The sequence below is a fragment of the Micromonospora sp. NPDC049044 genome, from assembly GCF_040649215.1.
Classification (GTDB): Bacteria; Actinomycetota; Actinomycetes; order Mycobacteriales; family Micromonosporaceae; genus Micromonospora.
The window spans coordinates 1-24,506 of the sequence record NZ_JBEZFA010000012.1 but is presented as its reverse complement, the minus strand read 5'-3'; the positions used below and the strand labels follow the sequence as shown (position 1 = coordinate 24,506).

The following is a 24,506-nucleotide window of genomic DNA, read 5'->3' as shown; positions in this document are numbered from 1 at the left end:
GCGACCGGCCGATGTCTGTCCTGACCAGGCCGGTCGCGGGTCGAGTCGCGTGAACGCGACCGGTCGCGGGCGGGCCGCGACCTGTTAGGCGGCCTTGCGGCGGGTGATGGCGGCGTCGATGTCGTCGGCCTTGGCTCCCTTGAGGGCCTTGCCGGAACGCTTGACGTCTACGCTGCGTACACCGAACGCGCGGACCTGAGCGGAGATCGATTCGGCGGTCACGTCCGCGTACGCCTCGGGCAGGCGGGCGGCGAGGCGGGCCGCGATCTCTTCCCACTGCGCGCCGGTCTCGCCGCGCTCGATCACGCTGCGAACGTCGGCGAGCACATCGCGGATCTCGCGGGCGACGTCCTCCCCGGCCGCCATCCCGGAGAGCGTGCCGGCGGCCTCGCGCAGCTTCCGCGCGGCGATCAGGATCTTCTCCGCGTCGTCGGCGTCAGCGAGGTACGTCCGCACGGTCGGGGTGGCATCGGATGCGCCGCGCAGGATGCCAACGCCCTTGTAGGACGGCAGCAGCGTGGACGAGTCGTAGCCTTCGGAGTTCGCCCCCGCCCCCAACACCAGATCCGAGACGTTCCACGAGCCGGTGCGCAGCGAGAAACGCACCTGGTGGTTGTCGCGGAAGCTGATGAACTGCGTGGCGACCTGTCCACCGCCGACCCCTGAGGGTCGCTGCGTGGCGTCAACGAACATCACCCCGGCTGCCGGGGCGACCTTCACCAGGTAGACCAGCAGCGACGCGATCTCCTTGGAGATGTCGCCGAGATCGAAGTACTCCTGGAACTCGTCCAGGAACACCGCCCGCACCGGCATGTTGTACTTCGGGTCGCGGGCAATCTCGCGGGTCAGCTTGCCTTCCGGGCAAACGTCCACGGGCAGCCGTGACAGCCGCTCGTAGCGGTCTTGCACGTCGGCCTTGATCTCCCGCAACGCGTCGAGGACGATTTCCGCCGGGTCGCCGTCGCGGGTCATCGCCAGCCCGAACGCGTACCGGTCGGCGACCAGCGCGAACTTGCGCCAGTCGGGCTTACCGCCCCCGTCGAGGACGGTCAGCTTCACGTACGGGTCCAAAGCCGCGTACAACGCCAGGGAGCGGGCGGCGAACGTCTTGCCCTGCCGAGGTTGCGCGCCGATCAGGACGCTGTTCCACATCAGGTCAACGGCGACCTTGTTGCCGCGCTCGTCCAGCCCGAACGGGGCCGGCTGCCAAATGTCGGTCGGCTTGCACCGCAGCAGCGGCGTGCGGCCCGCGCCTTGGGCGAGCGGGTCACGGTCGGCGACCCACAGTGTGTGCCGGCGGTGCGAGCTGGGATCGCGGGTGATGAACACCTGCGACACTGCGACGTCCAGGCCCGAGGCGATCGAACCGCGGGCCTTGACCGCGTCGTCAAAGGTCTTGCCGTACGGCAGATCGATCGACACCTGCGAGCCGGTGCCGGAGGGGTCACGGGCCATCGTGGAGCCGAACTCCACCCGCTGGTGCGCCTTGTCCGGGTTGCCAAGGCCGGCGGCGTAGTAGGCGCGCAGGATGATGTCCGGGTTGACCCGCCGGAACCGACCCGCCACGGTAGCCGGGGTGATGATCGGCCGGTCATCCGGCCGTCCGACGTGCGCGAGGTAGGCCACGGCCAGGCCGGCACCTGCGGTCAGCGCCCACCACGGGGCGGTCGCCCACGCGATCGGCGCGGCCACCGCCAGCGTGACCGCCTCGGCGAGCAGGACGACACCCCGCCAGGCGCGGGTGGCCTTGACCTCCCGGTGCAGCTTGTGCCACATCGCCGGGTCATTCGCGTCGGCGGCGGCCTGCCGTAGCCCGGTCTGCTCGGCGACCCACCACCACCGCAGTTGCCGACCCGTCAGGCGGAACGCGCCGACCGTGGCCCAGAACGCGGCCTGCGTGGCGTACCAGGGCGAGCGGACCGCGTGGAAACCGGCGCGGTAGCCGGCCAGCTCGGCGGCCTGCCGCACGCTGTGCTTGATGTTCTGCCACCCCGACCACCCTGCCGGGATGATCGGCCGGCGGCCGTTCGGCGCGGTAGGCGGCGGGTCGACCAGCATCCCCCCGCGCTGCGGCGTCTCATCCAACGGCATGTCGAAGTGGGTGTCACCGGCGGCGGGGTGCGGTCGAGGTGCCCGCCGGGCGCGGGCGTCGTCCAGGTCGACCACCTCGGCATCCGGGCCGGCGGCGGTCGGGTTGGTCAGGTCGTTTTCGGCGGCGTGCCAGTCGAATCGGTCGTCTTCGTTGGGGGACGTCATGATGGGTGTTCCTCCATCTGATCCGTGAGGGTCGGGGGTTGAGGGCCGGCGGCGCGGCCGGGTTGTCGAGGCCGTGAGGCCGCGCCGCCGGGCAGGGCTAGGTGTCGGTCGCGCCGCAGCAGCGGCACGTCTTGCCACGGTTGACCGGGGAGCACGCGCAGCCGCAGGACAGGCACCCGCGTCCCGGGACGCCGCCGGAGTGCGCGTGCATACAGCCGCAGCCGGGGCAGCGGGCCGGCATCAGCGGCCCTTCTTGCCCTTGCGGCTGATCGCGGTCGCGCCGTTGCCGATCGCGGACTGACCCTTGACCTTGACGCTGCCCGTCTTGATCGAGCCGCTGTCGGAGCGGCTACCGGGGTCGAAGTTGTAGTGGCCGGCGGTGCAGATCGCGAGGGTGCCGGTGCTGTCGATCGAGACGGACCGGAAGCCCTTGCCGCAGGTGGAGCAGGACGACATCGCCACGAGGATTCCTCCTTGCCGTGCTGCCAGCGGGTCTGGCAACCTCCGCACCCCACCGGAAATCGGGCCGGTGAGGGCGGGGGTGGTCAGACCGCGCAGAACAGCGCGGCGACGAACAGGAACCCGACGTGCCAGGACTGGTCCAGGGCGTAGAGGCCACCGCCGCGCTCCAGCCACGCGGGGTTCTTCCCGAGGGCGTCGGCCAGTCGGCGCAACGGAGTGCGCCGGTCGGCGATGTAGTGCGATACCGCCGAGATCATGAGGCCGATCGCCACGCCCCACGCATCCAGCCGCAGGCCGGTGCCGGCGATCACGAACACCAGCGCGAGCAGGGCCGTGAGCGTGTAGGTGACGACGTGGGCGGCGCAGGCGATCCGGCCGGGCCAGCCGGGCTGGCCCTTGCAGTCGGCTTGATGCTGCGTCTGCACCCAGTGGTCGGCGACCTGATGAGCGACGTAGAGAGCGACGAACACGGCCGCGAACGTGGCCGCACGTGTGCCGGTGGGGTCTGCGAACATGAGGGGTATCTCCCGAGGTCCGAAAGGGTTGATGGGTGAGGGCCGGCGGCGCGGCACTGGTTTCCAGGCCGAGGGGCCGCGCCGCCGGGCGGCGCTAGTCGTGCGTGCGAACGAGGTGCGCGAGGGCGGCACCCATGCCGAGCACCGCGACGGGCAGGCAGGCCACGGCGGTGGTGATCCACCAGGGGGCCGAGGTGACCCCGGCCGCTTCGAGCAGGTGGTAGGCGACCTGCCCGAGTGCGCCGATGGCGAGGGAGCCGAGGGCGGACCACTTGGCGAACCGGCGTGCCCGCTCGGGCACCCGACCGGACAGCCACACGTAGAGCGCGTACGCGCCGTACGTCTCCACGCCGATCGGGAGGGTGATCGCACTGTTGATGGAGAAGCTGTCCCAGATCCCGGGGAGCGGGTGCACGATGCCGAACCCGGTGAGCCCGCCCAACCCGACCCAGCCGGACCAGATGGCGACGAACGCGGGCAGGGCCAGCAGCACCACCGGCCACACCACTGCTGACCGGGTTGGCGCGGGCGGGGTGGGCGTGTCCGGGCGACTGACCGACGCGACCTCGGCCGGCGGCGTCGGCGGCGTGATCTCCGGGGCGGGCGTCGGGTCCGGTACGACCGGCGGCGCGGGCTCGGGTGCGGCCGGGGCGGGTGCCGGGTCCGGGGTGGCCGAGTCGCTGGTGTCGGCCGGCGGTGCGGCGGGCTCGGTCTTGAGCAGCGCGAGCAGTTCGCCGGCCTTGGGTGCGCCGATGCGGAACTCCCGCATGAGCCGGTTGCGTGAGGGGAAGACTTCCCCGTCGGGCAGGTCTAGGGCGCGGGCGGCGGGCAACAGGTCTTCGATCGGTTGGGGGTAGCGGGTGCCGTTGATGGTGGGGGCGGTCATGCTGCGTCCTCCTGGGGGATGGCGCACGCGAGGCATTCGCCCAGCGAGCGCGGGATGAAGTACGGCCGCACCTGGTGGCAGGTGCGGCAGGTCCGGCGAGCGGTGAGGGCCTTGCCGATGGCTGCGCGCTGCGCGGGGGTCGCGGTGCGCTTCGGGGCGGCCAGATCCATCCGGTACAGGTAGGCGGTGCGGGTGCCGCCGACCCCTTGCCAGAGGATCTGTGCGGCGACGGGTTGTCCGCCGGGGCGCAGGCCGGCGGCGGTCAGTTGGCGGCGGGTGGCGTAGCCGGGCGGGGCACCCTTCCACCAGTAGGTGGGGATGCCGTACCGCGTGCCGTCCGGGTCGTGAAAGGCGGCGCGGATGCGGGCCATCAGGCCGCGCGACGCGGGTCGGTGCGGGTGGCGGTGTCGGTGGCGGCGCGGGTGACGCGAGCCTCGGCCCGGCGCAACCGACGCCAGTCCAGCGGCGACGGGCCGCCGTGGTCCTCGGCGTAGAGCAGCGTGATCTCGGCGTCCAGAACGTCCAGCTCGGCCGCGATCAGCGGCCACTCCGCGTCAATCGCGGCGAGATCGGCGGTGGTCGGTTCGTCGGTGACGGGGGCAAGGTGCGTGCGCACGGGGGAACCTCCGGTAAGTCGATGAAGTGGGGGAAAGCCCGGGGTGCGACCAGACCGGCCGCACCCCGGGGTGAACAGAAATTGAGAGGCAGAAGTCCATGCCGCGCGCCAGATCCGGCCCGCTCGCCCCGCTCGCCCGGGAAGTCACCGGGGTCGGCCACCGTGTGGCTCAAGGCGGGGATGCCGCAGACGAATCCACGCGGCGCTCCTGCTATTCGGTTCTCAACGAACTAGCGCGCAGAGGCTCGTGGGCGCGCAGCTCCGTGAGGGGCTGCCTTCCCCGGCTGCCTGCCGGCTGGTGTAGCTAATTTCAGCGCTAAAATTAGCGCTGAAGTTGTGCGGTGTCAACGAGGTGAGGGGACTAGAATCAGCGGATCAAGCAGTCAGACAGGGAGGCATCGGGTGGAGGATTGGCAGGCTGTGGCCAGCGCAATCAACGGCCGGATGGCCGATTTGCCGCTGTCGCAACAGGAGTTGGCCGAGCGGTCCAAGGTGTCGGTTGCCACCCTGCGTGAGCTGCAAAAGGCGACCGCAACCCGCAAGCGGTCGGCGCGCACGCTCGCCGCGATCTCGCAGGCTCTCGGCTGGCCAGACGACTACCTTCGTGCCGTGCTGACCGGGTCCACACCGCCGGACGGCGGCGGGGGAGTGGGACGGGCTGACAGTTCGTCGCTGGTACTCGCACGGCTGGACCAGCTGCACGCCGAGGTGCGGCGGCTCGCGGATGCCGTAGAGCGGATGGGTGTCGATGTCGGTCATGGCGATAAGGACACCAGTTCCGAACGCGCACCCGAACGCCGTTCATCAGCCGGGTAAACGCCGTCGACTAGGCATCGACTAGGCGCGGTTGCGCGTCAGCGGGTGCCTACGCCAGCGAAGGAGGGCCGCTGTGCCTGCTCACGCCAGGGATGCCACCCCGAATCTCGCCTTGTACAACCTCCGCGACGCTGCGGGCGAGACTCAGCAGGACGTGGCGGATGGGTTGAACCGCCTGGGGGTGGCGCGTGGGAAGAGACTGGCTCTGACCGCCAATCAGGTCAGCAGGTGGGAGCGAGGGATCACGTATCCGTCCGCGCTCTACCGGCAGCTTCTTGCCGAGCACTTCGGCGTATCTGTGCAGGACCTTGGACTCACCAGGCAGCGCGTCACGCCTAGGCAGCGCGACAGTCCCGAGAGCGATTCCGGAGGTTTCGCGATCTACCAAGATCCGGTGTCTCACCCGCAGGCCGAGGACAGCCAGGAAGAGTGGCGAGCGGTCCGGCGGAAGCTGAACGCTCACCGTGTGCAGCTTGCGCGCGAGGCCGCGCGGCTTTACGACGTAGAGCTGCGTGTAGGTGACAGCGGCTTGATTGCGGCACCGCAATGGTTGCCGTCAACCCCGATTGAGTTGGCACGGTTCGGAATTGGGCTTGCCCCGGAGGGAACCGCGCCCCTCGTCACCGGGACCGAGGACGCGGCGGCCGTCGTACGGCCGTTGGCGTCGGACGGGCGGCGGCACCAGCGCTACAGCCTCGCCCTGCGGGATGTTGAACAGCCGCGGCTCTTTGAAAATCGGCTCGCGTGGCACCTCGCGGGAGTCGATTGGAGCCAGCCCGAGAATGCACTCACGTTCACTACCGGCACGTACTTCGGCGGTGTCGATGTCTCGGAAGCGCTCGCGCACGAAATGGCCATGTACCACGTAGCCGGCGACGGTAGCGGCATCCTGCCGGCATCCTGGCGACACCTGAGCTTCCGTCGTCTCGTGGGTGACCCGTTCACGCCCAGCCGTCGGCCGACAGCGCCGTCAACCGACACGCTCACCCTGAGGGTAGACGACGACGGAGCGTCCTTCGTCCTGCATAACCGCGCAGCCGGCAACGTCGCCGTAGCCGGGGGAATGCTGCACATCATGCCGGCGGGAGTGTTCCAGCCATCGAGCGTCCTGCCTGCCGCTCAGGTGGCCGACTTCGACCTGTGGCGCAACATGATGCGGGAGTACAGCGAGGAATTCCTCGGCAGTGCCGAGCACGGCGGCGACGGCGAACCGGCGGACTACAGCGCGGAACCGCTGGCGGCGTTCGACCGGGCGTATGCGTCCGGCGGGGTGCGGGTGTTCTGCCTCGGAGTCGCGCTCGACGCACTCACCCTGTGGGGCGAGATTCTGACCGTCGCTGTGTACGACGGTCCCACCTACGATCACCTGTTCGCCAACATGGTCAGCTCCAACGATGAGGGAACCGTGGTTATGACCGGACGGGTAAGGCCGACCTCGGCGTTGCCATTCACCCGGCACACCATCGACGAACTGACCGCCAGCGGGCGACTGGCACCGGCGGCGGCCGGATGCCTTGAACTCGCGTGGGAACACCGCCGCACGATCCTGGGGAGAAGCTGACGTGCACGTACTGGTAACTGGTGGCCTGGGATTCCTCGGCCGCGCCGTCGCCCGCGACCTGCTTGCCGCCAAACACCGCGTCACGGTCATGACCCGGGGCCGCGGTGACCGAACCGCACCGTCCGGCGTCGAGCTGGTGACAGGGGACATCCGCGACCGTGCGCGGGTCGCCGAGATCGTCCAGGAGGGCGGGTACGACGGAGTCGTACATCTTGCGGCGCTAACCAGCGGGCGGGACTCGTTCGCAGACCCGCTGGGCTATTTCGACGTCAACGCGACCGGCACCCTGAACCTGCTCATGGCCCTGGACGCGGCGCGGACCACCACCGCGCCGGCCGCTCTGGTTTTCGCTTCCACCAACATCGTCTACGGGTCGCAACACCATGGCGCACTGTCCGAAGACCTCGACCCGCATCCCGAGAGCCCATACGCGGCGTCGAAGGTCGCGGCTGAGCACATGGTCGCGGCATACGCGGCGACAGGAGCAATCGGCGCGGTCATCCTCCGGCCCTTCAACATCGCCGGGGCCGTCGACGGCGTCACCGATACCGACGGCGCACGGATCATCCCGAACGTCTTCCGCGCGATCACCGGAGAACTTGACCAAGTCACTCTTAACGGCGACGGGGCGGCGGTGCGGGACTTCGTGCACGTGGCCGACGTCGCCGTCGCAGTCCGACTGGCTCTGACCGCCTGCACTCCAGGCATTAGCCAGACCATCAACATTGGCTCAGGCATCGGAACGAGCATGGCCAACGTGGTGGCCACTGTCGAACAGATCGCTGGGAAGTCGGTAATTGTCCACAGTCAACCGCCAAAGCCCGAACCGCCGGAGCTGGTTGCCGACGTTGGCCGTGCTCAAACCGTTCTCGGCTGGACGCCGGAGAAGTCCAAGATCGGCGACATTCTTGCGGATGCATGGGAGTCATGGCCCCATGATTGAATATCGCTATTCCCTGTGTGAAAATTGTGCCTCCCGGGCGTGCGACAACCGCGAGGACTTTTAATGGAAGACGATGTAACTTCGATCCTGGATGGAACAATAGGTTGGTTCTGGCCGTGGTACGAAAAGCCAAGGAGAATCAGTGCTGAGCCTGAGCGGGGTTACATTCGCTTAATCGCGCCGGATACAGTCGAGCTGACGGCATTGGATGAAGATGCTTTCCGGGATGATGGTGGTGAGCACATACCTCGACCGCGACTGATTACGGGAGCGACCGAGCGCGGCGGATTGCTCATGCTTGACGTAAAAGGTGTCGGCCTGAAAACGAGGATGGGTGGGTCTGCCGCATCGGTGCGGCATTACCGTGCCCGTACCCTGCTCGCCAACGCGCCCATCGAAGACATTAGAAGTGAGCGCCTCCGCTCTCTTTCGGCACACTTCTTTGGGATATCGCGTTGGTTTGGTTTGACTGGGGCTCGGGAATCCGTCAGCCGTGACCAAGAAGGAAGGTTGACCGGATTTACGGTGCGAGTCGAATCGCAGCCGGAAGCCTCAATCCGCATACCGGGCGGCCGAGAGGTTGCCATCTCGCCGTACTGGAGCACGCGGGGGTCGGCTGATCGCAGGACGATCAACGCGCCGGTTGAACTGGAGTGCCGCAGTGCACGCCCCCAATCACTATGGGCACTCCGGCAGCCGCTGCTTAGAATCCAAGACCTAATATCCTTCTGTTACGAGGGGTCCATCACGGCCGAGGGTGGATTAGCCACGCCGGATCTCACGAAGGAGGCTCCCGAGGAATTGCGGCTGTGGGACGCCTGGTTGATGGTCACTCGCCCCGGAGTTGTACAAGCGGCACGCAAAGACTTCCCTCTCCTGACTCTGCAGGAGCTTGGTGGAATGCCATCTTTGAGGCGATGGCTAATCCTGTGCTCGAATCATCTTCGTGCCGTTCGGCCCGTGATTGAGCCTTATAGGTACGGCAAGGCTTCCCCGCCCGTTCGGATACTGGAAATCGCCGCCGCTATGGAGTACTGGGTTGCCACCCATAGGAGAACCACGGCATGGGCGAAGGAGAGTTGCTGTAGGAGGCGTGGCCAAGGGTGCGGGTGGGCCTGGCCGATAGCCCGTTCCGTTGGCGGTAGCTTTGATCAGTGGGTAGGCGACAGCCGTGAATGGTCCCACCGGTTCTGGGGCACATACAACAAGCTTAAGCATGAGCCCGAGTATGTATTCGATGAGTACGAGCTTGCCACGCTAGCGGAGAGTGCGTCGCTGTTGTTGGCGGTTGCACTTCTTTGTCGGGTATCAAGGAACAAGGAGCCCGCTCGGCGTCTCTTTGCTGACACGAGCGCCACCTGGCCTTTGCAGCGCCGAGTGCAAAACCTATTCAAGGACAGCAATTAGCCGATTCCCTGTCTGGTGCTGCCTATCAGCGAAGCACTTCAGGAATCAGCATGGCGGAACTGCCACCTTCCGCTCGGATAGCGGCGGCTGGAAGTGCCTAGCGGTGCACGGCTCGCGTTGATCAGTTTCCGCTCCAGCGGCTCAGACAACCGTCAAATCGCCGTGTTCGTATGCGCTGCGCGTCGGCGGAGGCACCTCGACTATCTCCGTCCACGACTGGTTACCCAAGCCGACCTCGATCCGCAGCCGCATCGGAGCGCCCTCATAGTCCTTGCGCCATGCCCGGTTGCCGCCCGAATACCAGTGCGGTGCCAGTGTTCGGTCAATGCTGAAAAGCCAGGTATCGGTGACCGCATTTTCGCCCTGCTCGGCGCTGCGCCTGTCCTCGCTGCCTCCGTCGATACCGTGGCGGAACCAGAATGGCCCCCACACCTGCCGACGCTGCTGCTCCACGCTGACGCCGCTGCCCATTCGGGGTGGCGGACGCTCCTTGTCGTCGCGGATCTCTACGCGAATCCAGTCGTACCGCTCAACCTCGCGCGGCCCAACGAGCTTGACCATCAACACACCCGAGTCAGGGCCGAACCGCAGGTCGATGGCTACCTCTAGTTCGGGCCGCATCTCCCGGTGCCGTCGAGTCGCCTCAGCTTCGGCCTGGTCGCGGCGGGCACCAGCCGAGGTACGCCATGCCAACGTTGCGACCACCGCGCCAACGGCCCCGACCGGGACCGCCAGCCAGGCGGCAAAGTCGATGCCGCTCACTTTTCCCCCGTCCACTGCTTGGCCGACGGTCGAGACAATGCCACAGCAATCCCCACAGCGAGCGGCACCAGGAGCAGTGCCACGCCCGGGTTTGACAGCGACACCAGCGCCAGCAGAATTGCCAAGAGGTAGCCCATGAACGTGGCCGGACCCCATCGCCGTTGCAGGCCGACCGCAGCCACCAAACAAGCCGCGCCAACAGTTCCGAGGAACACGACGGCACCCAGCCGGCCGACCCCGTCGTTGGTTGCGTTGAGGACAGCACTCACGACCATCGTCACCCCGATGATCCAGTACAAGCCGACGGGGATCAGGACGCTGTTGGGCATGGGCCGGCGGTGTTCACTTTCGTTCACCGGCGCATGGTCGCCGACGCCGCGACTGCGGACACTGCTCGTGTCGAGTAGGCGACAAAGGCAGGAAGCTGGGCGATGCACCGACAAGGGGCTGAGGCTCGCGCGGCAGAGCATCTAAGGCCCGCCAAAGTCGCCACCCCGTCAGCTTGCGGCCGTGTGAGATCGAGTGGGCCTGACGTCCCGTGTCGCATCTGTGTTGCCGTGCCTCTCCCCATCGCCGTTCATGCTGGTCACGGCGTTGGGCTTGGCGCTCTGTAAATCCGTCGCGAAAGCTTCAGAGGTTCGAATCCTCTACCCGCCACCAGGAAACGGCAAGGCCCTTGACCTGCGGAAACGTGGGTTAGGGGCCTTCGCTGTTTTGGGGCTGATACTCATCGCTCCAGGATGTCAAGCGCTGGTGCGGTCGCCGGTAGGACACAGCCGGTCGCCAGTGGTGGCCGGCCGTCGTGCCCGGCGGGCAGGGGGCTCAAGCGGTGGGCCTTGAACCTCCGACCGGGGGATTATGAGATCAAGTTGTCCGCTTCGGCAACCTGGGCACATGGGGTCTAGCACCGGAAACGCCTCTCGACATCTCCACACCACTCCCCACCGTCCGTCGGCCTCTTGCGGACCAGATGCGGACCGCTCGCCTGTCAGGGCGGCGCGGAGCTTCGGCTTGAATCGCAAAGATCGGACCGGCGTGCGGCTCTTCCCGTGCTCGGTCCGATCCCTCAAGCTCACCTGGCCTCCCCTGACCCTGACTTATGGCCCGTGGTGGCCCGCAGGCTCCGGGCGAGGAAGACCACTGGCGCGATCACTACCACAACCATCCACTGGAGCGATACGTAGATCGCAACCAGGATTTGAATGAGTACGTAGTCGAGCGCAAACGGAACGTCTGGGCTGACCGTCGGCCCGGCGGTCGGTACCCAGCTGGGCTCACGCGGGCACCACAGAAGCCAGCGGGACGACTGGTTGCTTCGCGTGACCGCATCATCGGAACCCTCGTCCATAGGTCTGATTGTGTCCGAGGTGCGATAGCAACGCTTGCACGGCGGTGGCGGATCTCCTCGTCGGCCAGTCGTTGACCGTCCCGGGAGGCTGGTAGCCCTGGTGGTGCCCGGCGAGGGGATTCGCGGCTGACCATCCTCACCGCCGCGCACGTCGACCGGCTCGTGGCCGAGCTTTCGCCGCCGGATGACCTCCTGGTCTTGGTCCTCGCCGACGGCGGGCAGCACATTGGTGAAACGCTGTGTCTGCGGCGGCGGCACGTAGACGTGGTGGATGGCCGGATGACCGTGGCCGAGTGCCGAGGTGGCACGATCGCCGGCACCTCGAACTCGGCTGGCAGTACGTCGAGCGTGTCGAGGCGTGGAATGCCGAACGCGTCGCCGATGTCCGCTCGGCTGGCCGTAGAGCTGAGCGTCGAATCGGCTACAAGATTGGCACCTTCCAGTCTGACGCTCGCGAAGGCTTCAGAGGTTCGAATCCTCTACCCGCCAACAGGTGCAGACACGGCCCCTGACCAGCAGAGATGCTGATCGGGGGCCGTTGTCGTTTGTCTTGCCGAGTCCGGCTGGGCCGCGAAGGTGGCGTCGATCTTGCCGCTAAGGGCTCCTCTGGCGCTGTCGCTGGCTTATCAGTGTCTCGTCCGCCGGCCGTACGACCTGCGGCACGCGGCGGCCTCGCGGTGGCTGAATGCCGGTGCCCCACCGACCGAGGTTGCCCGGTGCCTGGGCCACGGCGTCGCCGTCCTGCTCCGCGTCTACGCCAACTGCATCGACGGCGGCGACGACACCATGAACGACAAGACGACACCACGAACGACAAGAGACGACACCACGAACGACAAGATCAGTGGCGCACTCGGTCGAGTTGCTTGACAGTGAGGACCATGGATCAGGATGAGGCTCGGGAATTGGCTACCGCTGAGTTCGTCAGACGGATGCGAGCACGGAAGCCCAGGGGTGGTTTCCGGATCGAGGATTGGCATGTCGGCGAGCCGTACGAGGAAGAGCTGCGAGGACCCATGGGTATGAAGCCCTACCTCGTCGTTGACTTCGTTCCTCAGGGTGACGCCGAGGTTCAGGGCTACCGCAAGCTCGGTATGGCAGTGGACCCGGAGACGGGTGAGCTGGACATGCTCCGGTGATGGGATGCGAGGTTGCCCTCGTCACTTGACCGGCCGCGGACCCCACTGTTGTTCGAGCTGTGCCTTGTCGTCGCCGGTGACAAGGTTGTAGTCCTGGGCCTGGCCCCTGGCCGGGTTCGCGGGATCCGCGACACCGATGGAGATGGTCGAGATGGGCGTGAGCCTGCTCTGCCACACCAGTTTGCCGGCGGCGTCCACGAGGGTCCTCATGTCGGCACCGGACTCAGCCGTCAGGCTTACGGAGACCATGCCGGGGGCGTTCAGGTTGTTCTGATAGATGACCTTCGCCGTTGTGACGCCCGGTTCTGCGGCGAGTTGCGTCTGAATCTGGGTGGCGATCGGCGTCATGTCTTCCTCGTGCTTCTGGGACTTCGGGCCTACCTGCTCGCATCCGGCCAGAACAAGAGCCAACACGGCCAGGCAGGCGGCAACTGACGTCAGGATTCGACTTTTACGAAACACCTGCAGCACTCGCTTCCACCTGCTCGATCACGGGACTCGGGTCAGCTCGTAGACGTTGGTCTGCACGGTAGTGCCGGGAGCGCCGAGGAACGCGCTCGCGCTGTCTCGGTACGTCGTCACGGACGGGTCGTTGCTCCGGTCGAGGGCTTCGGCCGCGGGTACGTAAGCCGTGTTGGTGCCATGGTTGTTGCCGATGCTGCCGGTCTGCGTGTCGAAGGTGACATTGGTGCGGTTCGGGCGGTCCGGGTTATCCGCCGCGTCGAGATGCGGCACGATGTCGTGCGAGTTTTCCAGCGACAGCACCTGCACGTTCGCGGGTACGTCGGTCGTACCGATGGGAGAGCCCGCGGTGACGACGTGGGTGACGTTGAAGTCGAAGTTGCCGTTCGCGCTGTCGTGGGCGGCTTGCGCGGCGACCATGCCGCCCTGGCTGTGGCCGATGAGCATGACGGGGTCGGTGGGGCTTGCGCCGGCCCTGCGGAGCGCATCCGCGATGGCCACCTCACGCGTCGTCGTGTCACCGGCCATGACGTGGATGTTGGTGCCGAGATCGTTGAGGTAGGGGCTGAACTCGCCGGGCATGCCCCACGCTTTCGTGCCGGGGATGTCGACGATGTACGCGGTGCTGCCGTCGGCGTGGCGGATGGTCCGCACGTCGATCTGGTCGGGGTGTTCCGCGTTCGACAACCCGTTGCGGTAGTCGAGGGAGCGCATGAGGTCGGCGAACCCCTCTGGCGGCTTCGCCGCGCGAGGGTCGATGTCGACACCCAGGTCGGCGACCACGGGGGAGCCGTCGGGGTAGAAGGCGCCGAGCATGCCCGCGGCGCCCGTGACGTCGAGTGTCGGGATCCCGAGACCAGTGATCAAGCCTGGGCTCGCGCCTACCACCAGGTCGACGACGCCGGGATGGTCGGTGATCAACCGCTGCCAGTCGATGTCCCCGCCCGCCAGTTCGTAGGCGGCGATCGGCACTCCCAGCCCTACCAGTAACGGGATCACTGTTGGCAGATTCTGGCTCAGGGCGAAGCCGAGCGTCCATCGTAGACTCTCGATTGCCTGCGCCTGCGCCTCGTCGGTGACCTGGTAGGCGGTGACGACGGTGCGGAGTGCGGCGGCGCGCAGGCCGAATCCGGCGGCGAGCGCGGTCATACCGTTGGGTCCGTCAAGGGCGGAGAGCAGGGCGGCTTCGAAGCGGGCCACGCCGCCGGGATTCAGGACCGCGGACGCCAGCACGTTGGGATCGACAAGGGCGGAGTGGCACTCCTGGCTGACCGAGGCGAGGAAGGAGCTCACCTCGTCACTGTGGCTGGCGAGCAGGTCCAGATCCTCGTAGCGGGCGTCGATGCCGCCGGCTCCGCCGGTGACGGTGAGCTGCGGCTCAGTCATCGTTGTTCCCGATCAGTTCAGCGAGGTAGGGAGCGACGGCACTTGCGAAGTCGGTTCTCTGCACTGGTTCGATGACGACCTCGCGGGTGCCGTCCGCTGCGGTCACCGGGTGCGTGGCGAGCCAACCGTCGGCGGTGGCGAGCCAGATGATCTGCGCGACGGCGACTGCGCCTCGGGCGGGCCCGGTGACGACTGCGCGCAGGACGCCCATCACCTCACTGTCGAGGCGCCCCGCCAACCGACGCTGCACATCGGTGAGCCCCCAACGGTCCGCCACGGCTGCGGTGCCCTGGGTGCCGGTCGTGCGTTGGGCGGGCCCGTACTCTGCGAGCGCCGCGAGCGGGAGCCGCCCGTACGGCGGGGTGCCCGGTCCCGCCAGGGCGGCTCGAACGGGGTCCGACGCCCGCGCGAGTTCGTCGGTGCCGGGCACGGCGCGGACCAGTTCCCGGCCGATTGAGGCGGCCGGGAACATGGACAGTTCCACTGCCTGGTCGGGAAGCGTCAGCAGGCTCGCTCCGAGTTCGCCGGTGATCGCAAAGCGTGCGCGGAGGCCGAGATGCCGGACCGACATGACGACGTCAACGACTACCTGTCCGCCCACGATCACCGCGAGGTTGGCGGCGACCGAGGCGGTCGGCTCGCGTTCGTCGCCGGTCAGTACGCCCCGTTCGAAGAGGGCATCCGTCGCTTCCTGCGTGGCTGGGGTGCCGTCGTCGGGGACCTGGCTGTCGAACCCGGGGGGTTGGGGCAGTTCCGCCTTCGTGCAGAGCACCGACCACTCCTGGGCCGACAGCGTCAGCCGGTGCGCGGCAAGCGCCTGGCTCGGCATCAGATCGCGCCCGTCGACCGGAGGAGCTTTCCCACATCCAGCCACTGACGGTCGCCAGGCGGCGGCAGCAATCCGGGCTTGTACGGCCAGGCGTCCCACGGGGGCGTCAGCACCCGCTCCAGGACTCCGGCGACCTGCTGCACCTGGTTGGCGATTTCACGGCTCGTGCGGTCGAACCAGTCCACTGCCGCCCGTTCGATCGCGGCGATGCGGGCCAGCGTCTCCCGGACCTCCTGCGCATGCGCGTAGAGGTCTCTGGCGGCCTGCTCCAGGTTGTCGGCGGCGCGACTGATCTCTGCGCTGTCGGCGCGTGCCCGCTGCCGATACGCGTCCGCCGCGGTCGAGACCCAGTGCGCGGTTTCGACTCGGCGGTTGTGATCGTCACGCCAATCGCGCAGCTCACGTGCGCGAGCCGCGAGGCGTGCGGCGACGCGATCCAATTCGTCTGGGTCGCCATAGAGGCTCATGCCGTTGTCCCCCGTGTAGACAAGTGCAAGCTGATCCCCGCCCAGTGGATCACAGCGGCGCAACAGATGTCGATGTCGGCAGTTCGACAGGCTTTCGCCGTGGAGTGGGTGGCCAGGGGCCCGGCACCCGTCTTTCCACCCGGTGTTGCCGGCCGCCGCGGGCACCGGCGCGCTGGCCAGGGCCAACGCGGTCACCGCGGCTACTTCATCCGGGGGTACGGCCGCTCCACCGGAAGTGGCCCAGCCAGGCCGCGCACCGGGAGTCGGCCGATTGTCGGGTACGACTGCGGATCATCGAGCCCCGAGCTGGCGCGCCGGCCTCGATGATCCCGAATGGCGTCGACGGTCGCGCTACGGCGTTGCCTCGTGCCCCGGCATCCCGTGGGTACGCCGCCGTTCCTTCATCTCCGCCTCGTAGATGTGCCGCCGTCCGCCGGCCAGCTTCTCCCGCGCGTCCCGCTCGATCTCCTGGAACGCGGCGTAGTAGCCGTCGTCGAACTCCTCCACGATCTGGAACGTCCACCGGCCGGGTAGCACGTTGCGGCCCAACAGTTCCTGCTCGACCCGGTCGGCCGTCTCGTCGTGCCCGGCCTCGCGGAGCAGCTTCACCACCTGGTCGAGGGTGAGGTCCGCGCCGCCGACGAGCTGGTGTGCCGAGTACAGGTGACCGCGTACCCGATGGATGGTCTCCAGCGCCTCGCTCAACTTGCCCAACGCCTCAACTGTCTTGTCGTCGACGTCGCTTGGCCGGGAGTGAGCCCCGTTGACCGCTGGGCTCTGTCGTTGGTTCGCCATGCACCACAATTACCCTGAGCCAGGTTTGATTACCGCGAGTCGGCGATCCGGCGTCCGCTGGGCCGGAGCTGTTCGCCGCGGAGTTGCGGGCCGTGTTCCGGTCACTACGCGAGTCTGAGCCAGAACCGGGAGTAGATCGATAAGCATCCAAGCGATCGGGGTCCCGAGCACTGTCGCGAGATTGCTGACAGTGCCCTGTCGTCCCGACGTAGCGACGAGTAGTGTGCGTACCCGAGACAGAGGGACGACAGGTCAATTCAACTGTTACGTCTAGTAGGTGCGCTTTCCCCTGCTAGGTCGTTTCTTGGCCGTGCCGCCGTGGGTTGATCAGCAGATGGTCTGGCCGGACGTTGTGCCCGCCCGGCCGAGCGGGTCGGCTCGCGGGTCGGTTGGCCCGATCGCGGGTGTGGAACTTTCCTGGCGGACGTCGCTGTGGCACCATCGTGGAATCTCCATCCCCGCACAGCCCCCTGCCGACAGGAGTTCCAAATGTCTGGTCGAAAGTTTGGCCGGCTGCGCACGGCGTCGCTCGTCCTCGCCGCGCTGGCCGTTGGTTTCCTTGGTGCCCAACTCGGCAGTGGTTTCCAGTCCACGCTGATCGAGTGGGGTGCCCCCGCCGGCCACAGCGTTTCGGTTCCGAGTGGAGCGTCAAGCGTCGCTCGGTGACCCCGGTGCGGCGGCGACGTGTCCGATGACAGGGCGGTGCGGTGTCACCTAAGGCTGTCCGACGTCGTACGACCGAGCACGCCTGGCTGATCACGGCACCCCTCGCCGGGATCGCCCTGGTGGGGTCGTTGGTCCTCGCGCTAACGGTGCCAATCCGCCTTGAGGATTGGCCGACTGCTGTTGCGTTGCTGGTGGTGATGGCTGCCGCCGGCATCCCAACGCTCAGCTTCGTCGTCCGCCGTCAAGCGGTGGTGGTGACCCTCCTCGAGATCCCACTCGTGCTCGCCCTGTTCTGGCTGTCGCCGCTGCTCATGGTCGTCGTCGCTACGGCGGCCGAGCTTTTCACGCAGCTTCACCGCGGTTACGCGCCGCCGAAGTTCTGGTTCAACGTCGCGCGGGCGGCGGCCGGGTTCTCCGTCGCCGGGCTGGTGTTGGCCGCCATGCCACCGCACGAGGGGGTCGGTCCGACCACCTGGGGTGCGGTCTTCGCCGCCGTCGCCGCCAACGCGTTGATCAGCTTGGTCGCCGTGGTCGGCGTGATCACCCTTCTCCAGGGTTGGCAGGGCACCAGGGAGACGGCGAGTACGGCGGTCCAGGTGCTGCTGACCACGGCGCTCAACGTCGCGGTCGGGATGATCATCCTCATCGCCCTGGCGACCACGCTCTGGTCGATCCTGCTGCTGCTGGCGCTGGCCGTGGCCGGCGTCCTGCTCTACCGCTCCTACTCGCAGTTCATTCGGCAGCATCGCACCCTGGGCGACATGTACGAGCTGACCCGGGCGATGAGCGAGGCGGGTCAGGAGGGCAACCTGACCGACGCGCTGCTCGGCCGACTCCGCTCTCTCATGCAGGCGGAGTACGCCACGTTGTGGCTTCCGGCCCAGGGCCGGCACCCGGAGGTCCTGCTTACCGCACGCCTCGACGACCGGGGCCTGCTCGACGTCGCCCCGACACCGCCGGTCATCCGGGAGAAGACCCGTAAGTCGGGTCGGACGGTCGCCCTCGGTCGGGCCTTCGGCGGTGACCCGATGCTGCGGTCCGCGCTCGCCGACTCCAAGGTCAAGGACGTCATCGCGGTGCCCCTGCGCTCCGGGCAGGCGGTGATCGGCACGCTGGAGGTGGCCAACCGGCTCAGCGACGTGGGTCACTTCGCTCCGGCCGACCTCCCCATCTTCGAGACCGTGGCGGCGCACGCCGCCGTCGCCCTGGAGAATTCGCGGCTGGTCGACAGGCTCCGGCACGACGCGTACCACGACGCACTGACCCGCCTGCCCAACCGTCGGCGGATCACCGGCGCGCTCGCCGAGTCCTTCACGATCGCGGCCCCCGGCGAGGTGGTGGCACTGCTGCTCTTCGACGTGGACGGGCTGCGCCAAGTGAACGAGTCGCTTGGTCACGCGGCCGGGGACAAGGTCCTCGCCGAGGTTGCCAGCCGGCTGCGGGCCAGCGCGCCGTCGTCGGCTCTGGTGGGTCGCGCCGGTGGGGACGAGTTCCTGGTGACACTGCGGTTGGAGAGCGCGGAGGCGGCGCTCGAGCTGGCCGCCCAGCTGCGCGACCAGATCCGGGACGAGATGGTCTTCGACGCGCTCACCCTCGACGTGAACACAGCCGTCGGGGTGGCCGTGCACCCCGATCACGGCAGCGACGCGGCGACCCTGCTGCTCAGGGTCGACCTGGCCGCCACCGCGGCCAAGTCGGTGCCGGGCAGTGTGCAGCTGTTCAACCCCGCGCTGGAGTCCCGATCGCTGCGCCGGTTGGGTCTGGCCGGCGACCTGCGCCGCGCCCTGGACCAGGACGAGCTGGAGGTCTACTTCCAGCCCAAGGTGACGCTGCGGGATCGACGTCTGGTCGGGGTCGAGTGCCTGGCCCGGTGGGAGGACCCGACGCACGGCACTGTCGCTCCCGAGGACTTCGTGGCGGTGGCCGAGCACACCGGCCAGCTGAGCCGGCTCACCGAGGTGGTCCTCCGGGAGGGGCTACGCCGCAGCCGGGACTGGGCGCTCGCCGATCAGCCGCTGCCGATCGCTGTGAACATCGCCGCCCGTACCCTCACCGACCAGCACTTCCCGGACCGGGTCCAGGAGCTGCTCACCGAGTACGGCGTGCCGGCGCAGCGGCTGACCCTGGAGATCACCGAGGCGGGGGTGTTGGACGGCACCGACCGGCCCATCCCGACCCTGCGGCGGCTGCGTGATCTGGGTGTCCGGCTCTCGGTGGACGACTTCGGCACCGGCGACTCGTCGCTGGCGCACCTGCGCCGGCTGCCGGTGCACGAGGTGAAGGTGGACCGCTCCTTCGTGCAGGGCATGGCGACCGACCCGGGGGACCTGGCCATCGTCAACGCCGTGGTCACCCTCTCGCAGCAGTTCGGCCTGGCGGTGGTCGCCGAGGGCGTGGAGAGTGAGCTGACCCTGGAGCTTCTCCAGGACATCGGCTGTGAGATCGGGCAGGGCTTCCTGTTCAGCCGCCCGCTGCCGTACGAGCGGCTGGCCGCCTGGTTCGGTGCCCAGGTCGAGCCGGAATCGATCTCCAGCGGGGAGCTGCCGCGCCTGCGTGTGGTGCCCTGAGCTGGGCGTAGACGATCACCGGGGTTCCGATTTCACCTGTCGAGCAGGGCCGTGTACTCTTACTCCTGCGCGCCCCACGGGGAGTTCGCGCAGGCCCCCTTAGCTCAGTCGGCAGAGCGTCTCCATGGTAAGGAGAAGGTCTACGGTTCGATTCCGTAAGGGGGCTCGAGGGTTCAGCTGGACCCATCGCAGCGGTGTAGCTCAGATGGTAGAGCAAGCGGCTCATAATCGCTGTGTCGCCGGTTCAAGTCCGGCCACCGCTACTCTCGTCTTCCGGGCTTGTTGCCGGTGGTCGTAAGAAAATGGGCGCTTCCGGCGCCCACTTTGCATGTCCGCGCTGTCAGCGTCTAGGCTGGCGCGTCGTAGTTGTTTCCGTTAGCGAGGAAGGCACTCCGCCGTGGCGAAGGCTACCGATGTCCGGCCGAAGATCACTTTGGCGTGTGTGGAGTGCAAGGAGCGCAACTACATCACGCGCAAGAACCGGCGCAACGACCCCGACCGCATCGAGCTGAAGAAGTTCTGCCCGCGCGACGGTCGGCACACGGTCCACCGCGAGACCCGCTGACCCGGGGCCGGCCTCGTGCCGGCCGGTGTCAAAGCTTTCCAATCGCCGATCTGAGCGGTGTGGTGCGGCTCCGCCGCAGCCTGCCGACCAGGTCGGCGATTGTGCGTTCCGTGTAGGTTCGCGGCATGTCCCTGGACCCTTCCTTCGTCGGCCGGACCTATCCGCCGACCGCCCCCTACCAGGTGGGCCGAGAAAAGATCCGTGAGTTCGCCACCGCCATCGGCGCCACCGATCCGGCCCACCACGACCCAGCGGCCGCGCAGGCGCTCGGCCACCCCGACGTGGTGGCTCCGCCGACCTTCCCGGTGATCGTCACGATGGCCGCGAGCCGCCAGATCATCGAGGACCCGGCCCTGGGTATGGACTACAGCCGCGTGGTGCATGGCGACCAACGGTTCGCGTACACCCGGCCGGTGGTCGCTGGCGACGAGCTGGTCTGCGTCAACACCATCGAGGACGTCAGCACCAGGGGCGGGCACGGCTTCCTGACCACGCGCACCGACGTGCACACCGTCACCGGGGAACCGGTGGTCGCCGTCTGGTCGAAGATCGTCGTACGCGGGGAGGCCTGAGATGGAGTTGTCAGCCAAGACGTTCCAGGTGACCCGCGCGGACCTGGTCCGCTACGCCGGCGCGTCGGGTGACTTCAACCCGATCCACTGGAGCGACAGGTTCGCCACGAACGTGGGTCTGCCCGGGGTGATCGCCCACGGCATGTTCACCATGGCGCTCGTCGGTCGGGCGGTCACCGAGTGGGCCGGGTCGCCGGACGCGGTGGTCGAGTACGGCGTCCGGTTCACCCGCCCGGTGGTGGTCCCGGACGATGACCGGGGGACCGAGATCGAGGTCACCGCGCGGGTCCGTGAGGTGACGGGGGACGGGCTCACCCGACTCGACGTGACGGCTACCTGCGGGGGCGAGAAGGTGCTCTCGCAGGCCCGCGCGACCATCCGGACCACGCGCTGAAGCAGGCCCGCCACGCGAGGCGGAGAGACCGGTTGGGAAAGTCGGGCAGCTACCCGTACACTGGTCCGCCGTGGGGCAAGTGACCCCTGCTCGGTCGTCTGTGACCGCGTGGGGCGAGTGTTGCCGCACAGGGGTGTAGCTCAATTGGCAGAGCAGCGGTCTCCAAAACCGCAGGCTGCAGGTTCAAGTCCTGTCACCCCTGCGCCTCAGGCCTGACCGTTCCCGTGGGTCGCGCCGCCAGTTCGGCGGCGTCCGGCCCGTGGTGGTGGCATCGGCGGGGTGGCCCGAGGCAATCGGGCCCTCCGTGATCCACCGGCCGCGGCCCGTCGCGGGACGGTTGGGTCCGGCCGGCGTGACCAGCGCCGCGTACGCCGCTCGGCGTGCGACCCGAGATTCCGCGACGGAGGGCGAAGTGGCCGACAACAAGCGGCACGGCGAGGACGCCGGCGACGATCGTCTGGACGACGAGGTCGTCGACGACGTAGCCGACGACGACGCCTCCAGCGCGGACGAGCCGGTTTCCCGAGGCGGCACCGCCACGCGGTCCCGCGCCCGGGCGGAGTCGGCGGACAGCCGGCCCACCACGCGGTCGGAAACGGGTCGGGTGGGCGTGTTCGGCCGCATCGCCCGGTTCTTCCGCGAGGTCGTTGCCGAACTGCGTAAGGTCATCTGGCCGACCCGCAAGGAGTTGCTGACCTACACCGCCGTGGTGGTGACGTTCGTCGCGGTGATGCTGACGATCGTCGGCGTGCTGGACTACGGCTTCGCCAAGGTCGTGTTGTTTGTCTTCGGCAACTCGGACTGACCGGCTGCCTCCAGCCGATAGTGATGGAAGTGAGCGAGCGTGCCTGAGTACGACGAGACCGCCGGACCCGCGGACGAGCAGTCCACGGTCGCGACGGCGGCTGGTGACGAGTCGGTTGAGGCCGCCAGCGAGCCGGAGTTCCCCACCACCGAGCCTGCACCGGACGAGGATTACGACCCCGTCGCCGAGCTGCGGCAGAAGCTGCGCTACGCGCCGGGCGACTGGTACGTCGTGCACTCCTACGCCGGCTACGAGAACAAGGTCAAGACCAACCTCGAGACCCGGATCACGAGCCTCGACATGGAGGACTTCATCTACCAGGTCGAGGTGCCGACCAGGGAAGAGGTCGAGGTCAAGAACGGTAAGCGTTCCCAGATCCAGGCCAAGGTCTTCCCGGGCTACATCCTGGTCCGGATGGAGCTGACCGCCGAGTCCTACTCGTGTGTCCGCAACACCCCGGGCGTGACCGGCTTCGTCGGCGCGACCGACCGGGCCGACCGGCCCGCCCCGCTCTCCCTCGACGAGGTGCTGAAGTGGCTGGCACCGGCCGTCGAGACCGAGCAGAAGAAGTCGAAGCCGGAGATCAAGGTCCTCGACTTCGAGGTGGGCGACTCGGTCACCGTCACCGACGGTGCGTTCGCGTCGCTGCCGGCCACGATCAGCGAGATCAACGCCGACCAGCAGAAGCTCAAGGTGCTGGTGTCGATCTTCGGTCGCGAGACGCCGGTGGAGCTCAACTTCAACCAGGTCGCCAAGATCTGACTGGTCGTCGGCGGCGGGTCCGACCCGCCGCCGACGTCGGCGTACGCCCTCCCGCTCGACCTCGGCGGACGAGTGGGCTGCGGCCTGCGCTACTCTTGAATGTCGCCGCTGTCGCACCGCGCTGACCGTGCGCGCTCCGAGGGCGGCGACAGCCGCATTTTCCCAGCTCCAAGCCCCAGGAAGTGACATGCCTCCGAAGAAGAAGCTCGTCAAGACGTTCACGCTTCAGCTGCCGGCGGGCCAGGCCACGCCGGCGCCGCCGGTCGGCCCCGCGCTCGGCCAGCACGGCGTGAACATCATGGAGTTCTGCAAGTCCTACAACTCGCAGACCGAGTCCCAGCGGGGCGACATCGTCCCCGCCGAGATCAGCGTGTACGAGGACCGTTCCTTCACGTTCGTGCTGAAGACCCCGCCCGCTGCCCGGCTGCTGATCAAGGCCGCTGGTGTGCAGAAGGGTTCGGGTGTTCCGCAGTCCGAGAAGGTCGGCTCGGTCAGCCGCGCCCAGCTGCGTGAGATCGCCGAGAAGAAGATGGCCGACCTCAACGCCAACGACATCGAGCAGGCCGAGAAGATCATCGCCGGCACCGCCCGGTCGATGGGCATCACCGTCAACGACTGACGTCGGCCCAGGCCGTCGACCAGACCGTGGGAGGGCCCGCGCCGAGCGGCCCGCCAGAGACCACAGGAGTAATAAGCAATGCAGCGCAGCAAGAGCTACCGCAAGGCCGCCGATGTCATCGACCGGTCCAAGCTCTACACCCCCGCCGAGGCCGTGAAGCTGGCCAAGGAGACCACCAACGTCAAGTTCGACGCCACGGTCGAGGTCGCCATGCGCCTCGGCGTCGACCCCCGCAAGGCGGACCAGATGGTCCGCGGCACGGTCAACCTGCCGCACGGCACCGGTAAGACCGCCCGCGTGATCGTGTTCGCCGGTGGCGCGAAGGCCGAAGAGGCTGCCGCGGCGGGTGCGGACGAGGTGGGCACCGATGAGCTGGTCGCCCGGATCCAGGGTGGTTGGCTCGACTTCGACGCGGCGATCGCCACGCCGGACCAGATGGCCAAGATCGGCCGGATCGCGCGGATCCTGGGCCCGCGCGGTCTCATGCCGAACCCGAAGACCGGCACGGTGACCATGGACGTCACCAAGGCGGTGCAGGACATCAAGGGCGGCAAGATCACCTTCCGGGTGGACAAGCACTCCAACCTGCACCTGATCATCGGCAAGGCCTCCTTTACGGAGAGCCAGCTGGTGGAGAACTACGCTGCGGTGCTCGACGAGGTGCTGCGGGCCAAGCCGTCCGCGGCCAAGGGCAAGTACCTTCGCAAGGTCATCGTGACCTCCACGATGGGCCCGGGCGTTCCGGTCGACCCCAACCTGGTGAAGAACCTCACGGGTGACACCGCCGAGGCCTGAGCCGACACAGCTGCTCCGATGGCCAACACCTCGCGGTCCATCCGGGTGAGAGCATCGGCCAGGTGGCAGCCGAACCGGCCCAGTCCGATCACCACGACGCCGCTGCCGTCC

Annotated in this window: 27 protein-coding genes, 3 tRNA genes and 1 pseudogene; 18 read left to right on the top strand and 13 right to left on the bottom strand. The window is 67.9% G+C overall.

The window, feature by feature from the left end:
* Nucleotides 1–84: 84 nt before the first annotated feature.
* The 6 genes from AB0B85_RS12500 to AB0B85_RS12475 all read right to left on the bottom strand — a co-directional run bounded on the left by AB0B85_RS12500 (nucleotide 85) and on the right by AB0B85_RS12475 (nucleotide 4,735).
* The gene (locus AB0B85_RS12500; protein WP_357406490.1) at nucleotides 85–2,256 is read right to left on the bottom strand and encodes a cell division protein FtsK; all 2,172 of its coding nucleotides are present in this window, start codon (nucleotides 2,254–2,256) and stop codon (nucleotides 85–87) included.
* A 240-nt stretch (nucleotides 2,257–2,496) separates the two neighbouring features.
* Entirely contained in the window at nucleotides 2,497–2,718 is a 222-nt protein-coding gene (locus tag AB0B85_RS12495) for a hypothetical protein (RefSeq protein WP_357406488.1), read from the bottom strand.
* A gap of 83 nt (nucleotides 2,719–2,801) precedes the next feature.
* Complete coding sequence (locus tag AB0B85_RS12490; protein ID WP_357406486.1) at nucleotides 2,802–3,233, bottom strand: helix-turn-helix transcriptional regulator; 432 nt, start codon at nucleotides 3,231–3,233, stop codon at nucleotides 2,802–2,804.
* A 94-nt stretch (nucleotides 3,234–3,327) separates the two neighbouring features.
* Nucleotides 3,328–4,119 carry an ABC transporter permease gene (locus tag AB0B85_RS12485; RefSeq protein ID WP_357406484.1) on the bottom strand — a complete coding sequence of 264 codons (792 nt, stop codon included), beginning with the start codon at nucleotides 4,117–4,119 and terminating at the stop codon, nucleotides 3,328–3,330.
* The gene (locus AB0B85_RS12480) at nucleotides 4,116–4,490 is read right to left on the bottom strand and encodes an RRQRL motif-containing zinc-binding protein (protein WP_357406482.1); all 375 of its coding nucleotides are present in this window, start codon (nucleotides 4,488–4,490) and stop codon (nucleotides 4,116–4,118) included. Before AB0B85_RS12480 ends, AB0B85_RS12485 begins: the two co-directional genes overlap by 4 nt.
* A complete protein-coding gene (locus AB0B85_RS12475; RefSeq protein WP_357406479.1) occupies nucleotides 4,490–4,735 on the bottom strand; it encodes a DUF6284 family protein in 246 nt (81 codons plus the stop codon). The genes AB0B85_RS12480 and AB0B85_RS12475 overlap by 1 nt, the downstream gene beginning before the upstream one ends.
* 402 nt (nucleotides 4,736–5,137) lie before the next feature.
* Here AB0B85_RS12475 and AB0B85_RS12470 point away from each other — a divergent pair, with 402 nt between their 5' ends.
* The 4 genes from AB0B85_RS12470 to AB0B85_RS12455 all read left to right on the top strand — a co-directional run bounded on the left by AB0B85_RS12470 (nucleotide 5,138) and on the right by AB0B85_RS12455 (nucleotide 9,462).
* Entirely contained in the window at nucleotides 5,138–5,551 is a 414-nt protein-coding gene (locus tag AB0B85_RS12470; protein WP_357406477.1) for a helix-turn-helix transcriptional regulator, read from the top strand.
* Nucleotides 5,552–5,624: 73 nt separating this feature from the next.
* Nucleotides 5,625–7,112, top strand: a complete 1,488-nt coding sequence (locus AB0B85_RS12465; protein WP_357406476.1) for a helix-turn-helix transcriptional regulator — start codon at nucleotides 5,625–5,627, stop codon at nucleotides 7,110–7,112.
* 1 nt (nucleotide 7,113) lies between these two features.
* Nucleotides 7,114–8,055, top strand: coding sequence for an NAD-dependent epimerase/dehydratase family protein (locus AB0B85_RS12460; protein ID WP_357406474.1), 942 nt, complete (start codon nucleotides 7,114–7,116; stop codon nucleotides 8,053–8,055).
* 63 nt (nucleotides 8,056–8,118) lie between these two features.
* Nucleotides 8,119–9,462 carry a hypothetical protein gene (locus AB0B85_RS12455; protein WP_357406472.1) on the top strand — a complete coding sequence of 448 codons (1,344 nt, stop codon included), beginning with the start codon at nucleotides 8,119–8,121 and terminating at the stop codon, nucleotides 9,460–9,462.
* A 141-nt stretch (nucleotides 9,463–9,603) separates the two neighbouring features.
* Here the strand turns inward: AB0B85_RS12455 and AB0B85_RS12450 are convergent, their stop codons facing one another.
* Together AB0B85_RS12450 and AB0B85_RS12445 are read right to left on the bottom strand one after the other, a co-directional pair.
* Nucleotides 9,604–10,224 (bottom strand): hypothetical protein, encoded by a 621-nt coding sequence (locus AB0B85_RS12450; protein WP_357406470.1) that lies wholly within the window; start codon nucleotides 10,222–10,224, stop codon nucleotides 9,604–9,606.
* Nucleotides 10,221–10,580: a hypothetical protein gene (locus tag AB0B85_RS12445; protein ID WP_357406468.1), complete on the bottom strand. Its 360-nt coding sequence runs from the start codon at nucleotides 10,578–10,580 to the stop codon at nucleotides 10,221–10,223. The genes AB0B85_RS12450 and AB0B85_RS12445 overlap by 4 nt, the downstream gene beginning before the upstream one ends.
* A 1,631-nt stretch (nucleotides 10,581–12,211) precedes the next feature.
* On the opposite strand from AB0B85_RS12445, the pseudogene AB0B85_RS12440 reads away from it, so the two are divergent.
* Together AB0B85_RS12440 and AB0B85_RS12435 are read left to right on the top strand one after the other, a co-directional pair.
* A pseudogene (locus tag AB0B85_RS12440) lies at nucleotides 12,212–12,442 on the top strand (hypothetical protein); the annotation flags it as partial.
* 62 nt (nucleotides 12,443–12,504) lie between these two features.
* Nucleotides 12,505–12,711, top strand: a complete 207-nt coding sequence (locus tag AB0B85_RS12435) for a hypothetical protein (RefSeq protein ID WP_357406466.1) — start codon at nucleotides 12,505–12,507, stop codon at nucleotides 12,709–12,711.
* A gap of 21 nt (nucleotides 12,712–12,732) precedes the next feature.
* Here the strand turns inward: AB0B85_RS12435 and AB0B85_RS12430 are convergent, their stop codons facing one another.
* From AB0B85_RS12430 to AB0B85_RS12410, 5 genes are all read right to left on the bottom strand, one after another.
* Entirely contained in the window at nucleotides 12,733–13,182 is a 450-nt protein-coding gene (locus AB0B85_RS12430; protein WP_357406464.1) for a hypothetical protein, read from the bottom strand.
* A gap of 18 nt (nucleotides 13,183–13,200) precedes the next feature.
* Nucleotides 13,201–14,559 (bottom strand): alpha/beta hydrolase, encoded by a 1,359-nt coding sequence (locus AB0B85_RS12425; RefSeq protein ID WP_357406462.1) that lies wholly within the window; start codon nucleotides 14,557–14,559, stop codon nucleotides 13,201–13,203.
* Nucleotides 14,552–15,388, bottom strand: a complete 837-nt coding sequence (locus AB0B85_RS12420; protein WP_357406460.1) for an ESX secretion-associated protein EspG — start codon at nucleotides 15,386–15,388, stop codon at nucleotides 14,552–14,554. The genes AB0B85_RS12425 and AB0B85_RS12420 overlap by 8 nt, the downstream gene beginning before the upstream one ends.
* Nucleotides 15,388–16,050: a putative T7SS-secreted protein gene (locus tag AB0B85_RS12415; RefSeq protein WP_357406458.1), complete on the bottom strand. Its 663-nt coding sequence runs from the start codon at nucleotides 16,048–16,050 to the stop codon at nucleotides 15,388–15,390. The genes AB0B85_RS12420 and AB0B85_RS12415 overlap by 1 nt, the downstream gene beginning before the upstream one ends.
* 156 nt (nucleotides 16,051–16,206) lie before the next feature.
* Nucleotides 16,207–16,650, bottom strand: coding sequence for a hypothetical protein (locus AB0B85_RS12410; RefSeq protein ID WP_357406456.1), 444 nt, complete (start codon nucleotides 16,648–16,650; stop codon nucleotides 16,207–16,209).
* A gap of 489 nt (nucleotides 16,651–17,139) precedes the next feature.
* On the opposite strand from AB0B85_RS12410, the gene AB0B85_RS12405 reads away from it, so the two are divergent.
* From AB0B85_RS12405 to rplA, 12 genes are all read left to right on the top strand, one after another.
* Entirely contained in the window at nucleotides 17,140–17,316 is a 177-nt protein-coding gene (locus AB0B85_RS12405; RefSeq protein ID WP_357406454.1) for a hypothetical protein, read from the top strand.
* Between the two features lie 41 nt (nucleotides 17,317–17,357).
* Complete coding sequence (locus AB0B85_RS12400; protein WP_357406452.1) at nucleotides 17,358–19,883, top strand: bifunctional diguanylate cyclase/phosphodiesterase; 2,526 nt, start codon at nucleotides 17,358–17,360, stop codon at nucleotides 19,881–19,883.
* A gap of 93 nt (nucleotides 19,884–19,976) precedes the next feature.
* Nucleotides 19,977–20,049 (top strand) — tRNA-Thr (locus AB0B85_RS12395).
* Nucleotides 20,050–20,073: 24 nt separating this feature from the next.
* Nucleotides 20,074–20,146: transfer RNA gene (locus tag AB0B85_RS12390), tRNA-Met, on the top strand.
* Between the two features lie 134 nt (nucleotides 20,147–20,280).
* The gene (gene rpmG / locus AB0B85_RS12385; RefSeq protein WP_007073056.1) at nucleotides 20,281–20,448 is read left to right on the top strand and encodes a 50S ribosomal protein L33; all 168 of its coding nucleotides are present in this window, start codon (nucleotides 20,281–20,283) and stop codon (nucleotides 20,446–20,448) included.
* A 125-nt stretch (nucleotides 20,449–20,573) separates the two neighbouring features.
* Entirely contained in the window at nucleotides 20,574–21,020 is a 447-nt protein-coding gene (locus tag AB0B85_RS12380; protein ID WP_357406450.1) for a MaoC family dehydratase N-terminal domain-containing protein, read from the top strand.
* 1 nt (nucleotide 21,021) lies between these two features.
* Nucleotides 21,022–21,414, top strand: a complete 393-nt coding sequence (locus AB0B85_RS12375; protein ID WP_357406448.1) for a MaoC family dehydratase — start codon at nucleotides 21,022–21,024, stop codon at nucleotides 21,412–21,414.
* A 129-nt stretch (nucleotides 21,415–21,543) separates the two neighbouring features.
* Nucleotides 21,544–21,616 (top strand) — tRNA-Trp (locus tag AB0B85_RS12370).
* Between the two features lie 210 nt (nucleotides 21,617–21,826).
* Nucleotides 21,827–22,219: a preprotein translocase subunit SecE gene (gene secE / locus AB0B85_RS12365; protein ID WP_088950249.1), complete on the top strand. Its 393-nt coding sequence runs from the start codon at nucleotides 21,827–21,829 to the stop codon at nucleotides 22,217–22,219.
* Nucleotides 22,220–22,258: 39 nt separating this feature from the next.
* Complete coding sequence (gene nusG, locus AB0B85_RS12360; RefSeq protein WP_357406446.1) at nucleotides 22,259–22,981, top strand: transcription termination/antitermination protein NusG; 723 nt, start codon at nucleotides 22,259–22,261, stop codon at nucleotides 22,979–22,981.
* Nucleotides 22,982–23,168: 187 nt separating this feature from the next.
* A complete protein-coding gene (gene rplK, locus AB0B85_RS12355; RefSeq protein WP_145778886.1) occupies nucleotides 23,169–23,600 on the top strand; it encodes a 50S ribosomal protein L11 in 432 nt (143 codons plus the stop codon).
* Nucleotides 23,601–23,678: 78 nt separating this feature from the next.
* Nucleotides 23,679–24,395: a 50S ribosomal protein L1 gene (gene rplA, locus AB0B85_RS12350; RefSeq protein WP_357406443.1), complete on the top strand. Its 717-nt coding sequence runs from the start codon at nucleotides 23,679–23,681 to the stop codon at nucleotides 24,393–24,395.
* Nucleotides 24,396–24,506: the final 111 nt, after the last annotated feature.